Here is a 14031-nt window from a genome sequence, read left to right on the forward strand (position 1 = left end):
AGGCCCTCATGCCGCACCGTGACGCACCTGCGACCGAGACCGGGACGGCTGTCCGGCCCGCAGCGTGGTCGACGGACGCGCCTCCGGTCGCGGGTCCTCCCCGGTCACTGCCGGACACGGGGCCGGAAGGCAGTGCGGCGCCGCGTCCTGGTAGGAACCGACGGCTCGCCGCCGTCCACCTCGGGCCCGCGGTCGAGCGCCGACTGCGCCGGGCGCCGACCCCGGCGTCCCTTCCGGGCACGTCAGCGAGCGGCCGGGAGCATGACCTCGAACCGGCAGCCGCCCGGCACGTTGCGTACAGCGGCGCGCCCCCTGTGGGCCTCGACGATGCCGCGGACGATGGCCAGCCCGAGGCCGGCGCCGCCCGGCGGCGTACGGGCGTCGGTGCCGCGCCAGCCGGTGTCGAAGACACGCGGAAGGTCTTCCGGGGGGATCCCGCCGCAGCCGTCGGTGACCGACAGCACCACCGAGTCCTCGACCTGTCTCGCCGTCACGGCAACCGTGCCGTCAGCGGGAGTGCGCCGGATGGCGTTGACGAGGAGGTTGGCCAGCACGCGGGACATCTCCTTGCCGTCCACCTCCATCGGGACCTGCTCGACGCCGGCCGCGGCCAGCCGCACCCCCAGTTCACCGGCGAGGGCGTCCGCTCCCGCGAGGGCGTCGCTGACGAGGTCGTAAGCGGAGATGCGAGTCGGCGACAGCGTGAGCGAACCGGCCTGGATGCGGGAGAGTTCGAAGAGGTCGCCGACCATGCCGGAGAGCCGTTCGACCTCACCGCGTATCTGCCGGTGGTAGCGGGCCGGGTCCGCGGCGATTCCGTCCTCCAGAGCCTCGGCCATCGCACGCAGCCCGGCCAGGGGCGAGCGCAGGTCGTGCGAGATCCACGCGACCAGTTCCCGCCGTGAGGCCTCCAGCGCACGCTCCCGTTCGCGGGAACGGGCCAGCCTTGCGCTGGAGTCCGCCAACTGCCGTGCCAGCGACGCGAGTTCTGCAGGCATGGGTGTGGTGGGCTGCACGAATCCGCCGACGCCGGGACCGGCCGCGTCCTCCCCGGCCCCGATGGTGCCCTCGGCCCGGGACCGACCGCCGCTCCCGCGGGGCGGTGCGCCCGTCGAGTTCGAGTGTCCGGCGTCACCGGCGCCGGCGAATCCGCCGGTGCTTGCGTCTCCGTCTCCGCCCGCCTCGCCCAGCGCGCGCGCCGCCTGCTCCAGCGCACGGTGCCCTCCGATCACCCACCGGCCGAGCAGCAGTGCGGTGGCGGTCGCGGTCACGCCCGCCATCACGCACACCGTGGTGATCACGCCCAGGTCGTGCTTGTTGAGAAGCATCGCCCACGCCACCGACAGGGTTCCGGCGAGCACCGAACCCACGGCCACGGCGGTGAGTACGGCGAGCGACACGGCCACCGACCGGCGCCGGAGCGCGCGCAGTGCGAGCAGTCCGGCCAGCCCGACGCCCGCGGCTCCCAGCGCCGCATAGAGCGCGATCAACAGCAGGTCACGCATCGCGGCCTCCGCTTCCGCCGTCGCCGTCTCCGCCGGAATCCCGGCGCCCGCCACCGTCAGCGGCGGACAGGCCCCCGCCGCCGTCGTCGAAGCGGTAGCCGACGCCCCACACCGTCGTGATCAGCCGGGGGTGCGCGGGATCGGCCTCGACCTTGTGCCGCAGACGCCGTACGTGCACGGTCACTGTCGACAGGTCGCCGAAATCCCAGCCCCACACGTCCGCCATGAGCTGCTCCCGGCTGAAGGCCCGTCCCGGGTGGCGCAGGAAATGCGCGAGCAGGTCGAACTCACGGAGCGTCAGCGAAAGGGGCCCGCGTGCGTCGAAGACTGAACGGGCAGCCGGGTCAAGGGTGATGCCGCCCCCCGTGAGCAACTGGCCCTCCGGCGGCGGCGCTCCTGCTCGGCGCAGCACCGACTCGATGCGCAGCACCAGTTCGCGCGGGGAGAACGGCTTGGTCACGTAGTCGTCCGCGCCTACCTCGAGGCCGAGGATGCGGTCCTCCTCGTCGCCCCGTGCCGTCAGCATCACGACGGGCACCGGCCCCTGCCGGCGAAGCTGCCTGCACACCTGGAGGCCGTCCAGTCCCGGCAGCATCAGATCCAGCACGACCAGGTCGGGGGGCGCGGCCTGCGCCCTGGTCAGTGCGTCGATGCCGTCGGCCGCGCGGTCGACGACGAAACCGGAGCGGTCGAGATAGCCGGCCACCACTTCCGTGACGGTCGGGTCGTCGTCCACGACAAGGACCCTGCGTGCCGCGGCCGGAGGCTGTATTCGCATAGGGCGAGTCTGGCACCGGGCAGGCGGCAGAGAACCGGCACAGGTGGGGCCGGGTGCGGATGTCAGCCTTCCGTAAGGTGCGTCGATCCCATATGTCCGGTATGGGTTCGTAGGGTGAGGCAGATGAAGATGACCACCAACTCGCAGTCCTGGCAAGGCGACCTGGTGCTTCCCTGCCTGAACGAGGCCGAGGCGCTGCCGTGGGTGCTGGAGCGGATTCCGGCCGGATGGCGGGCACTCGTCGTCGACAACGGTTCGACGGACGGTTCCGCGGAGATCGCACGCGACCACGGCGCCACAGTGGTGCGCGAGGAGCGCCGCGGGTTCGGAGCCGCCTGCCACGCGGGGCTGCTCGCGGCCGAGGCGGAGTTCGTCGCGTTCTGCGACTGCGACGCCACCCTCGACCCGGGCATGCTGCCGCGCGTCTCGGCCCCCGTCCGCGAGGGCACCGCGGACCTCGTACTGGCACGGCGCCGCCCCACGCGGCGCGGAGCGTGGCCGCTGCACGCCCGGCTCGGGAACCGCGCTCTCTCGCGGATGCTGCGGCGCCGCACCGGCGTGCGGCTGCACGACCTGGGACCGCTGCGCGCCGCACGCCGCGAGGCGCTGCTCGGACTGGGGCTGACGGACCGCCGCAGCGGCTACCCGCTGCAGATGGTGGTGCGCGCCGCCGACGCGGGCTGGCGCATCGACGAGACGGAGGTCGACTACCTGCCCCGTTCGGGCAAGTCGAAGGTGACCGGCACATGGCTCGGCACCTGGCACGCGGTGCGCGACATGCAGGCGGTCCTGCGATGAGCGGCGCCGGGGACGGCCACCGCACCGGGGACAGCGGAGCCGTGGACCCCGCCCCGCCCGCATCCGGTGCCCGGCTGCCGCTGCCCGCCGCGTCACCGGACGCCGCGGCGGGCCCTGCCCGGTGGCCCGCCCCTGCCGGAGCACCCCGACCCGCCTCCGCCGAAGCACCCGTTCCTGCACCGACGACCCTTCTCGTGATCGCCAAAGAGCCGGTCCCGGGCCGGGTCAAGACACGTCTGACGCCCCCCTACCGTCCCGAGGACGCGGCCCGGCTCGCCGAGGCGGCGCTGGCGGACACCCTGGAGACGGTCGCGCGAATGCACGTGCGCCGACGCGTACTGGTGCTCGACGGGCGGCCGGGGCCCTGGCTGCCCGGCGGGTTCGAAGTGGTGCCGCAGTGCGGCGGCGGCCTCGACGAACGGATCGCGGCCGCATTCGGACTGTGCGACGGGCCGGCGCTGCTCATCGGCATGGACACCCCGCAGATCACCACCGGACTGCTCGCCCTCGCCACGGACTCCGGCCCGTGGGACGAGCACGACGCCTGGTTCGGCCCCGCGGCGGACGGCGGCTTCTGGGCCCTCGGCATGGCCCGCCCGCGGCCCGGCCTCGTGCTGGGCGTGCCGATGTCCAGGGCGGACACGGGTGCACGGCAGCGTCACCGGCTCGTCGAGGCAGGACTGTCCGTACGGGACCTGCCGGTGCTGCGCGATGTGGACACCGCTGCCGACGCGGCCCGGGTCGCCGCACTCTCCTCGGGGCACTTCGCCTCCGTGCACGCGGATCTCGCCCGGGCGGTGGCGCAGTGAGTGCACCCGCGCCGGCGTGGTGCACGGAGCAGGACCCCTACGCTGACGCGCTGCGCGCCGGCCGCGGACCGCTGTTCCTGCAGCGCCGCGACGGCTGGCTGCTGCCGCTGGAGGTGGAGCGGTGGTGTGCGCAGGCCGACCGGGCGGACATGAGCGTCCTGCGCCGCTGCTCGGGCGCCGTCCTCGACGTCGGCTGCGGCCCCGGGCGGCTGGTGGCGGCACTGTCCGGGCTGGGCGTGCCCGCGCTGGGCGTCGACACGTCCCCGGCCGCGATCGCCCGTACGCGCGGCGCGGGTGGCACGGCGCTGCAGCGTTCCGTGTTCGAGCCGCTTCCCGGCGAGGGACGCTGGCAGAGCGTGCTGCTTCTGGACGGCAACATCGGCATCGGGGGCGATCCGGCGAGGCTGCTGGACCGCATACAGGAACTTCTCACGCCCGACGGGTTGTTGTTCGCCGAGGCCTCGTCCGCGGAGGTGGAGGAGAGAAGTGAGGTGCGGCTGTACGACGGCACGGACGCTCAGGGCCCGGCCTTCCTCTGGGCGAGGCTGGGCCGGGAAGCGCTCAGGGAGCGGGCCGCGGAGGCCGGCTGGCGGGTCGTGGAGGAATGGCGGTGCGGCGAGCGGCCGTTCATGGCCCTTGGCCGCGCCCGCCCTGCGGGCCCGTCCTGGAGGCCGGGGAACGGTCCGGGCCTGTCGGCCGTACTCACCAGCCAGTGATCAGCAGATGATTGACCGTCAGCGCGGTGGCCGCCTGCGCCGCGAGCCACCAACGGCGGCCACGGCGCGGCAGCAGCGCCGTCGCCGGCAGCAGCCACAGCGTGAACGGCAGCCAGATGCGTTCCGTCTCGCCCTTGCTCATCCCCGACAGGTCCGCGGCCAGCACGCAGCACACAGCGCCCGCGACGAGAAGCAGCAGCGCTGCGCGCCGCCTCGTCGACTCCTCCCGCTCGGCGTCGGTTTCCCCGCCACTTCGGCGGGTCCGGCGGGCCCGCAGGGAGGCGGTGGCGGCGGCGCCCGCCCTGCGCAGTGACGCGACGACGGCAGGCCCTGCCACAGCAGTCTGCGCAGCCAGGTTCGCCCACACGAAATAGCCGTAGGGGCGGACCCGCGCTGCTCCCTGGTAGTAGCGCTCGACAAGGGTCGACCAGCCCTCGAACCACCAGAACCCCGCGGCCGTGAAGAGGACGAACCACGGCGCCATGCCCAGCAGTACGAGGGGAACGGGGCGCACCGCACGCGCCGCGGCCAGCACCGCAAGAGCGAGGAACCCCGTCAGAATCAACCCGTACGACAGATAGCAGGCCAGCCCGAACAGGAGTCCGGAGCCCACCGCGGCCCACGCGGGAGCCCGTACGCTGCGGGTCGCCGCAAGGGCGAGCAGCGCCAGCGCCCACGCGTTCACCGCCGTGAAGTAGCCGTCGGCCGAGACGCCGGTCCACACCACGGCGGGTGTGAGCACCACATAGGGGGCGCACGTGCGGGCCGCCCGCTCGGAGACCAGCGCCCGGACCGTCACCAGCACGGCCGCCACTGCCGAGGATCCGGCGGTGATGACGAAGACGCTGGCCCAGACGCCGCCGCCGAGTCCGACCCGGTCGAGCCCGACGAAGGTCAGCAGCGCCGCCGGCGGATGGCCGGCGACATGCGGGGGCCAGTTGTCCGGCGCGTCCATGAGGATGCGTGCCGTGAAGCCGCGCAGTGTCGCACCGATGTCCTCGACCTCGCCGACGGACTGCAGATACTCATAACTCGTCGTCAGCCGCGTGGCGACGCCCCGGTGCCAGCCGTCGACGAGCGTCAGCGACCAGCTCCACGCCATCCCGGCCGCCCATGCCGCGTGCAGGAGCGAACGCCAGTGCAGGGTTGCGGCGAGGCGCGGCCCGTAGGCGATCAGGAGTACGGCCAGGGCAGGCGCGAGGACGGTGCCCGGGCCGGCGTGCGGCATCCAGTACGCGTAGAGGGGCGGCCAGCGAAGCCGCAGCGTGCCGGGGCTGTCCGCGTAACTGCGGCCCGCCACCGCCGCTGCCGCGAAGAGCAGTGCTGCCGCGGCCACTGCGCAGAGGTCGAGCACCCTGCGGCGGTGGACGCCACGAAACCCCCGTACGGCGCCGTTCACCGCCGCTCGGCGGCGGCTGGTCCCGCTGTCCGGGCCGGTTCCGCTGTCCGGGCCGTCAGTTCGCGTGGAGGTGGTCACCTGCCCACCGTAGGGCGGTGACCAGCATCGCAGCGGCTCTCCGGGGCAGATGTCACCGGGTCGTCAGATCGGCGGCGCCAGACCTCCCTCTGCGGACGCGCACTGCACTCACTTCACCCACGGGCCACGGGGCGCCTGCTCGGCCGCACGGCTGCCGGATCACCCGTGGCGGAAATGTGACCATCTGGCATCTTGCGCAATTGGGACATGCGAGCGCAGTCTCGGCATCAGTGGCCAGCAGGGCTCGGCGTCGGCCCTGGATTCCCGTTCGCCCCTGTGGGGGGTGGTGGACGGGGTCGCCCCGTCTGTTCCTGTGGGGGGAGCAGGCGGGGCCTCGCCTTTTCGTGGACGGTTGCGGCGCCCGGTACCCCTCCTCTGAGGGCTTGCGTGTGGTCGTGACGGTGGGGCCGGGCGCCGGGTTGTGAAAGTTGCGACGCCGACGTTGACGGCAAACCAGCCAAGGCGCACGATTCCAGCCATCAGGTGTGGTCCGGTCCTCCCCGACGTCCTCCGCACCGGAGAGGGGGCCTCACCGGCCGTTGCCTTCGGCGGCCCGGTGGGTCCCCGGTCAGGATGCGGCCAGGCCGAAGGACCGCTTCCTCACCGCCCGGGCGGCAGCCGGCCACAGCACTAGCGTGCTTGGTCCGCGTCTCTCGTTGCCCGGACGGGCGGCAGGAACTCCCGCACCAGCGTGCGGTGCCACCAGTGGCCCGTCTCCCGCCGTTCCGCACGGGTCGTGAACCGGTACCGGTACAGCAGCGCCCGTACGTGCGTGGGTGGTTGGCCGGGGAAGGGGTTGTACCGCAGCAGCCGCAGGGTCTCGCGGTCGCCCTCCAGCAGGCGGGCGACGAACGGTTCGAACCAGCCGGCCGCGTAGGCGGGGGAGAGGGCGGCGAACCACATCTGCCAGTCCAGGCGCAGATGGTACGGGGCGAACTGGCGCGGCAGACGGCTCACATCGCCGGGCTTGCCCTTGAAGCCGTACTCCCGCCAGACCGTCTCCTCGCCGGGCAGTTCCTCGTCCGTGCCCTCGATCACGATCTCGTGCCGCACCCGGGTGACGCTGCCGAAGGCACCGTAAGTGTTCACCAGGTGAAGCGAGTTGAAGGAGGCGTTCATCTGCTGGCCCCGGCTCACCATGTTGCGCACGGGCCAGTAGCTCAGCGCCAGCACAAGAGCCGTCACGGCGCAGACCACCACGACGTACCACAGCGGTGGCGCGGCGAAGGGGGGCGGTGCCCCGGAGAAGGCCGAACTGTCCACTGCCGCGAGGGCGATGACGATCGTCAGCCAGTTCAGCCACGAGAAGTTGCCGGACAGCACCAGCCACAGCTGGGTGACGATGACGACCGCGGCTGCGAACGTGGCCACCGGCTGCGGCATCAGCAGCCCGAAAGGCACGACGAGTTGGGCCACGTGGTTGGCCGCCGTCTCCACGCGGTGCAGCGGCTTGGGCAGCCGGTGGAAGAACCAGCTCAAAGGGCCGGGCATCGGCTGCGTCTCGTGGTGGTGGTCCAGACATGTCAGCTCGCGCCAGCAGCGGTCACCACGCCACTTGATCAGTCCCGCCCCGAACTCCAGCCGGAACGCCAGCCAGCGCAGCAGCCAGAGCACGAGCACAGGCGGAGCCGTCTCGTCGTTGCCGAGGAAGATCCCCAGGAAGCCGGCCTCCAGCAGCAGCGACTCCCAGCCGAAGCTGTACCAGATCTGCCCCACGTTGACGATCGAGAGGTACGCGAGCCACAGCAGCGCCCACATCAGCATCGACGCCCAGAGCGGAACGGCGTCCGCGGCGCCCGCCACGATGGCCGCCGACAGTGCCGCGCCGCCCCAGCAGACCGATGCGAACAGCCGGTCGGAGCAGCGCCACTGGAAGAGACTCGGAAAGGCCCGGAAGGGAGCGCGCCGCACGAACCGTCTCACCGGGGTCAGCCCGTGCTCACCGATCAGCGCCCGGAACTGCAGGGCTCCGGAGACGAAAGCGACCAGGTAGATGCCGGCCAGCGCCCTCTGGAGCACGATCCGGGTCAGCCAGTAGTCGGATGCCGCAAACCAGTCCATGTGCCACGGATACCACCGTCGTGGTCCGTCATGGGCGGGTGAGGGGGTGAAGGGCGCGGCAGGGCGGGTACCGCTGCCCGTGCCATGCTGGGCCCGCCGGGCACATGGAGGACCGGGGCGTTCGCCGAGGAGACACATGCCGCTGACCGACATGCCGCTGGAGCAACTTCGTGCCTACCGGCCCGAGACCGCAGCGCCGGACGACTTCGAGGACTTCTGGGCGGGCACCCTCTCCGCGGCCCGGGAAGCGGCAAGCACGGCACCGCCGGCGACGTTCCCGCGGATCGAGGACTCCCCGCTGCGCACGGTGGACGTCCACGACGTGCGCTTCCCCGGCTGGGACGGGCAGCCCGTGGCGGCGTGGCTGCTGCTGCCGCGCGGCGCGGACGCACCGCTGCCGGCGATCGTCAACTACATCGGCTACGGCGGCGGAAGAGGGCTCCACACCGAGCATCTGCTGTGGAGCGCCGCCGGCTACGCCCACCTCGTCGTCGACAGCCGCGGCCAGGGCCATGCCACCCCCGACCCGGACCCGGTGCCGGGACCGCACTACGTGGGCGGCTTCATGACCCGCGGAATCGACGGCCCCGAACACCACTACTACCGGCGGCTGATCACCGACGCGGTGCTCGCCGCCGAGACCGCGCGCAGCCACCCCGCGGTCGACCCCGCGCGCGTGATCGTCACCGGGCACAGCCAGGGAGGCGGTCTGGCCCTGGCAGTCGCCGCCCTGGCCGGGACGGACGTCGCGGCGGCCCTCGTGGACGTTCCGTTCCTGTGCCACATCCGGCGCGGTGCGGAACTCGCCGTTGCCGGCCCGTACCCGGAGATCGCCCACTATCTCGGGGTCCACATGCGAGACGACCCCGAGAGCGTCTTCTCCACGCTCGAGTACTTCGACGGTCTGCACTTCGCCCGGCGTGCGGCGGTGCCCGCGCTCTTCAGCGTCGCCCTCATGGACCCGGTCTGCCCGCCGTCCACCGGCTTCGCCGCGTACAACCACTACGCGCACGACGACAAGGACGTGGTGGTCTGGCATTTCGGCGACCACGGCGGCGGGCGCGGCTCGCAGACGCTGCATCAGCTGCGCTGGCTCGCCGACCGAGGGCTGGCGCCGGACCACGGCCAGCGGCAGGGAGCCTGACCCGCCGGCTGCCGCGTCACCGCACCGGCCGCGCGGCCTTCTCCGAAGCGCCGCAGACCGCCGGGCCCCGGCGCCAGCGGCGGGGACCGGGCTCACGGCCGGATCGCGCGGCTCAGTCCGCGGGCTGTGCCGTCGCAGTCGGGCCGGCCAGTTCCCGCTTGAGGATCTTGCCCATGTCGTTGCGCGGCAGCGCGTCCCGGAAGTGCACGGTGCGGGGCCGCTTGTGCGGGGCGAGCTGCGCCGCGACGAAGTCCGCCAGTTCCTCGCCTCGCGGTGGTGAGGCGGGCTCGGCGGGCACGATCCAGGCGACGACGTGCTCGCCGAGATCCGGGTCCGGTGCGGCGGTGACCGCGGCCTCGGAGACGCCGGGGTGCGACAGCAGTACGTTCTCGATCTCGCCGGCACCGATCTTGTAACCGCCGCTCTTGATGAGGTCGGTGGCCTTGCGCCCCACCAGCCGCACGTAACCGTCCGCGTCCCGCGTGGCCATGTCGCCCGTGCGGAACCAGCCGCCGTCGAAGGCCCCGGCCGTGGCGTCAGGGCGGTTGAGGTACTCGGTGAAGAGATTGGGACCGCGCACCTGCACCTCCCCGACCACGTCCGTGCCCTCCGGTTCCGCCCCGCCCCCGGAGCCGATCCGTCTGCCCGCGTCGTCGACGAGGCGCACGTCCACATCGCGCAGCGGCACGCCGACGGTGCCGGGCCGGGGTTCCCCGTCGGCGCGGACGCTGGTGTTCATCAGCGTCTCCGTCATTCCGTAGCGCTCGATGACGTGACGGCCCGTCGCTTCGGTGATGCGCCGGTGGTCCTCCAGCGCCAACGGAGCGGAGCCGGAGACGAGCAGCCGCGCACCGGCGAGCGCCTCGACAAGCCGCGGCTCGGAATCCAGCGCCTCCGCCAGCCGGTGGTACATGGTGGGCACGCCGAAGAGCATGGTGCCGCCCCCGGCGAGGGCGTCCGCCACTGCCTGCGTGGAGAACCGCCCGAGGTGGTGGAGGCCTCCGCCGCGGCGCAGCGGGCCGAGGACGCCCAGGATCAGGCCGTGTACATGGAACAGCGGCAGCGCGTGCACTACGACGTCGTCCGCCGTCCACTCCCAGGCGTCCTCCAGCGCGTCGAGCGTCACGGCGACCGCGCGCCGGGAGAGGACGACGCCCTTGGGCGGCCCGGTGGTGCCGGAGGTGTAGACGATGAGCGCCGGCGACTCGGCGTTGGGTTCGGGCGCGAGAGCCCACGTGGTGGCGTCGGCCTCTCCGGTGACCACGATGTCCGTGCGGGGAACCCCGCTCAGCGCCTCGGGCAGCTCGGCGTCCGGCTCGGCCAGAACCATGGAGGGTGCGCTGTCGGCGACGACGTGCGCCAGTTCGCGTTCGCCGCTGCGCGGGTTCACCGGTACCGCGGGAACACCGGCGAGCAGGGCGGCCACCACGGCGACGGCGGTCTCCAGGGTGGGGGTGGCCCACACCGCGATCCGTCCGGCGTCGCCGATGCGCGTGGCCATCTCACCCGCCGCCGCGGCGAGCTGCCGGTAGCTGAGCGCGCGCTCACCGAAGCGGAGGGCAGCGCGGCTGGACTCGGTGTGCAGCGCGGGCAGGAGCAGTGACACCCGGTTCTCCTCAGACGATCCCGACCGTGGAGCCGTCAGCATCTCATCCGCCTGTGACGTTGCTGCCTGCCTGGGGAAAGAGCGCTGTGAACGCCCCCGCCGGATCGGTCAGTCCGCGGGCGAACGGCTCGTCGAAGTGCCGGACGAGGAAGAGCAGGAACGCGATCAGCGCGGTGAAGATGCCCGCCAGCAGCAGCTCCCTCGTCGATCGCTGGATCTGCAACGCGAAGAGCATCCCGACCGACACCACTGCGCCGGCGAACAGCCCCAGCCACACGACGCCCGGCAGCGTCGGCTCCGCGCTGCCCGCACGGCTGGTGCGTGCGGCGTCGACCGCCGCGACACGGTCCGCCAGCGCCGCGTACGTCTGCTCCTCACGTGACGTGCTCGGCTCCCAGGCCAGTACGTCCTTGCGAAGCTGTGCCAGGAGCCGGCCGCCGTGAGGGGTGAGACTGCCGTGCTCCACCATGTACGGCCACTCCTCGGCGACGGTGTGGTGGACATAGGCGGCGACGTCCGACCTGATTTGCTCGCGAGGGGCGGCGGGGGCGGCCTGGGCTCGCTCGTGGACCTCGTGGAGGGCCTGGGCCTCGTCGGTGGCCACGTCGTCGGCGACGTTGCGTGCCTCCCACACACCGGCGATGGCCAGGCCGAGCACGATCGCGTACACCACCCCGGTCATCATCGTCATGTACTCGATCACGTCGGGGGTTTCGGAGGGGTCGTCGGAGGCCGCACGCCGCTGCCGGAGCACGACGGCCACGGTTACGGCGGCGCAGGCGGTGAGGGTCGCGAGGACGAGGAGCATCCATTCGGGCACGGTTGCACTCCCTTGTGATCGGCGGGGGCGTTCGGCGGAGGCGTCGGAGGCGAAGGGGCCTGACGGCACCCGCCCCGTTCAACGGCCGAAGGGTGACGACGACGGAGGCGGGCCCGAACCGGCGCCGCTGCGCTGCGAGTTGCCGGAACGGCCGCTGCGGGCGCGCAGCGCGGCGGCGGCGAGCACGGCGGGAGCCACGAGCAGAAGAAGCCGCCCGGAGAGCGGCAGCCGGCCGCTGTCGGTGCGTGGGACCGGTTCGAGTCGGGCTGGTGCAGCCGGACGGGAGCGAGCGGGCGCGGGGGAGGGGACCGCTTCGGACGGGGCGGGCCGCGCCTCGGGAGGCGGTACATGTGCGGGCTGCCGGGGGCGGTGCACGACCGGGGCCTGGGCCCGTGGTTCGTCACTGGGCGCCGGCTGCGGAGCCGCAGTGGCGGAAGGCGGCGTCGGCCGGGGTGGGCCGGGGGACGGCGGCGCGGTGGGTGCGGGCGTCGGAAGGGGTGGGGGCGGGGTTTCCGGTTCGCAGACGCACTCCCAGGAACAGTGCCGTGCGGCCAGTGCGAGCCGGAGGCGGTCGGCGATGACGGTGAGTGACACGGCGTGGCACGTGCCGTCCCGCGTGGCGAGCCGGAGGCGGACACCGGCCGCTTCGAGGGCGAGGCCGAGACCGTCGCCGTCAGCAAGGCGGTCCGGGTCTTCGTCGGTGCGAGGTGAGGGTATGCGGCGCGTGCCGTCGTCCGTTCCGGCTGGCGGCGGGGACCAGGCCGCTGCGGGTGCGGCGCAGGTGAGAGCAAGTGCCGCACCGGCCACGGTGGTTGAGGCGGCGCGGTGCCATCTGTGGCGTCGTGTCACGTGACCGAGCATGTGGGGCGCCGCCTGCACAAGGCACGGCATCCTCCCGGTATTCGCCCGAAGTGCTGAAGCCCGCGGCGCAGTTGACGAGCCGGGTGCCGGGCCGGCCGGATCGCTGCCGGTGAGGGACCGGGTGCTGCCTCGTGCCGCCGGTCGCCCGCCGTGCGGGGCTCAGCCCGTCAGTGCGCGACGGCGTACGGCAGGGGGTCGTCGAGCACCGCCCGAACGACCGAGTACGCGGCACCCAGCGACGGGCCGTCGCTCCCGATCGCCGAGACCGCCACCTCCGGAACGGTGTCCTCACTCGCCGTGCGCTGCCGCAACTCCCGCTCCAGCGGGGGGAGAAGCCAGGGCGCCAGCCCGGCGAGGGCGCCGCCGAGGAGTACCGCCCGCGGATCGAGGAGGTTGACCGCTCCGGTGAGCGCGATGCCCAGGGCTCTGCCGGCGCGGCGCAGAGCCCGCAGAGACGCCTCGTCGCCGTCCTCGGCGCGGGACCTCAGCCTTGCCAGCGCCGCGGTACGCCCGCCGGCGCCGCGTACCGGGATTCCCGCTGCCCGGAGCAGAGCCGCCTCGCCGGCGTACTGTTCGAGGCAGCCCGAGCCGCCGCAGGCGCAGCGCGGCCCGTCCGGCTGCACCGGCACGTGGCCCAGCTCCCCGGCGAACCCCCTGGTGCCGCGCAGGAGTTCACCGTCGAGGACGACTCCGGCGCCGATGCCGACCTCGGCCGAGACGTGGATGAAGTCGCGCCGTGCCTGGCTCTCCCCGCTCTCCCCGTTCCTCCCGGCGAGCCACAGCTCCGCCAGCGCACCGAAGTTGGCCTCGTTCTCCACGGTCAGCGGCAGGGGCGCGCCCGCCGGGGCGAGATGCGCCGCCAGGTCCGTGTCGTACCAGCCGAGGTTCGGCGCGCGTACCACTGTCGTCGACGAACGGGTGACGAGCCCGGGTACGGCGACAGCCAGGCCCGCCGGGCGCAGCCCGGCGGCGCCGGCCTCCTTGACGACCCGGTCGCGGAGCGAACTCAGGCGCCGCAGCACGCACTCCGCCCCGGCCTCGCCGTTGGGTCTCTCGTCCCCGGCGCGTACGCGGACCCGGCCTTCGAGGTCGACGGCGCACACCGTCAGATGGTCCACGCCGATCTCGGCCCCGATGCCGCACGGGCCCAGGCCCGTGAGCGCCAGCGCATTACCGGGCCTGCCCACCCCGCCGGAACGCCCCGGGCCCAGCTCGACGAGGAACCCCGCGCGCAGCAGCTCCTCGACGAGGGTGGATACGGAGGCGCGCGTCAGCCCGATCCTCGCCGCGATGGAGGCACGCGAGACGGGAGCGGCGTAGGCGACCGCGTACAGCACACGCGAGAGATTGCGCTGACGCATCTCCTGCTGCGAGTTGGGTGGGACTGCCATGAACCTAACGTCCGTTGCTCCGCTGTGAGTTGAACCGCCCGCCCGGCGGGGCGTGCTGTCCGGCC

Annotated in this window: 11 protein-coding genes; 4 read left to right on the forward strand and 7 right to left on the reverse strand. The window is 73.3% G+C overall.

Going from position 1 to position 14031, the window contains the following annotated elements:
• Positions 1–242 precede the first annotated feature (242 nt).
• Entirely contained in the window at positions 243–1505 is a 1263-nt protein-coding gene (locus H180DRAFT_RS30650) for a sensor histidine kinase (RefSeq protein WP_055488704.1), read from the reverse strand.
• On the reverse strand, positions 1498–2283 hold the full coding sequence (locus tag H180DRAFT_RS26155; protein WP_055488621.1) for a response regulator: 786 nt from the start codon (positions 2281–2283) through the stop codon (positions 1498–1500). The genes H180DRAFT_RS30650 and H180DRAFT_RS26155 overlap by 8 nt, the downstream gene beginning before the upstream one ends.
• A gap of 123 nt (positions 2284–2406) precedes the next feature.
• Here H180DRAFT_RS26155 and H180DRAFT_RS26160 point away from each other — a divergent pair, with 123 nt between their 5' ends.
• From H180DRAFT_RS26160 to H180DRAFT_RS26170, 3 genes are all read left to right on the forward strand, one after another.
• On the forward strand, positions 2407–3081 hold the full coding sequence (locus tag H180DRAFT_RS26160) for a glycosyltransferase family 2 protein (protein WP_055488622.1): 675 nt from the start codon (positions 2407–2409) through the stop codon (positions 3079–3081).
• A gap of 194 nt (positions 3082–3275) precedes the next feature.
• On the forward strand, positions 3276–3890 hold the full coding sequence (locus H180DRAFT_RS30655) for a TIGR04282 family arsenosugar biosynthesis glycosyltransferase (RefSeq protein WP_055488705.1): 615 nt from the start codon (positions 3276–3278) through the stop codon (positions 3888–3890).
• Positions 3887–4606 (forward strand): methyltransferase domain-containing protein, encoded by a 720-nt coding sequence (locus H180DRAFT_RS26170; RefSeq protein WP_055488623.1) that lies wholly within the window; start codon positions 3887–3889, stop codon positions 4604–4606. Before H180DRAFT_RS30655 ends, H180DRAFT_RS26170 begins: the two co-directional genes overlap by 4 nt.
• Here H180DRAFT_RS26170 and H180DRAFT_RS26175 read toward each other — a convergent pair.
• Together H180DRAFT_RS26175 and H180DRAFT_RS26180 are read right to left on the reverse strand one after the other, a co-directional pair.
• Entirely contained in the window at positions 4593–6005 is a 1413-nt protein-coding gene (locus tag H180DRAFT_RS26175; RefSeq protein ID WP_254666199.1) for a hypothetical protein, read from the reverse strand. The genes H180DRAFT_RS26170 and H180DRAFT_RS26175 overlap by 14 nt on opposite strands.
• Before the next feature lie 708 nt (positions 6006–6713).
• On the reverse strand, positions 6714–8144 hold the full coding sequence (locus tag H180DRAFT_RS26180) for a lipase maturation factor family protein (RefSeq protein WP_055488625.1): 1431 nt from the start codon (positions 8142–8144) through the stop codon (positions 6714–6716).
• 136 nt (positions 8145–8280) lie between these two features.
• Between H180DRAFT_RS26180 and H180DRAFT_RS26185 the strand changes: the two genes are divergently transcribed.
• Positions 8281–9288 (forward strand): acetylxylan esterase, encoded by a 1008-nt coding sequence (locus H180DRAFT_RS26185; protein WP_055488626.1) that lies wholly within the window; start codon positions 8281–8283, stop codon positions 9286–9288.
• A gap of 112 nt (positions 9289–9400) precedes the next feature.
• On the opposite strand, the gene H180DRAFT_RS26190 is transcribed toward H180DRAFT_RS26185, so the two are convergent.
• The 3 genes from H180DRAFT_RS26190 to H180DRAFT_RS26200 all read right to left on the reverse strand — a co-directional run bounded on the left by H180DRAFT_RS26190 (position 9401) and on the right by H180DRAFT_RS26200 (position 13966).
• Complete coding sequence (locus H180DRAFT_RS26190; protein ID WP_055488627.1) at positions 9401–10894, reverse strand: acyl-CoA synthetase; 1494 nt, start codon at positions 10892–10894, stop codon at positions 9401–9403.
• 43 nt (positions 10895–10937) lie between these two features.
• Entirely contained in the window at positions 10938–11714 is a 777-nt protein-coding gene (locus H180DRAFT_RS26195; RefSeq protein WP_055488628.1) for a bestrophin-like domain, read from the reverse strand.
• 1028 nt (positions 11715–12742) lie between these two features.
• The gene (locus H180DRAFT_RS26200) at positions 12743–13966 is read right to left on the reverse strand and encodes an ROK family transcriptional regulator (RefSeq protein ID WP_055488629.1); all 1224 of its coding nucleotides are present in this window, start codon (positions 13964–13966) and stop codon (positions 12743–12745) included.
• Between the last annotated feature and the right edge of the window lie 65 nt (positions 13967–14031).

This window comes from Streptomyces sp. WMMB 322, assembly GCF_900090145.1.
Lineage (GTDB): Bacteria > Actinomycetota > Actinomycetes > Streptomycetales > Streptomycetaceae > Streptomyces.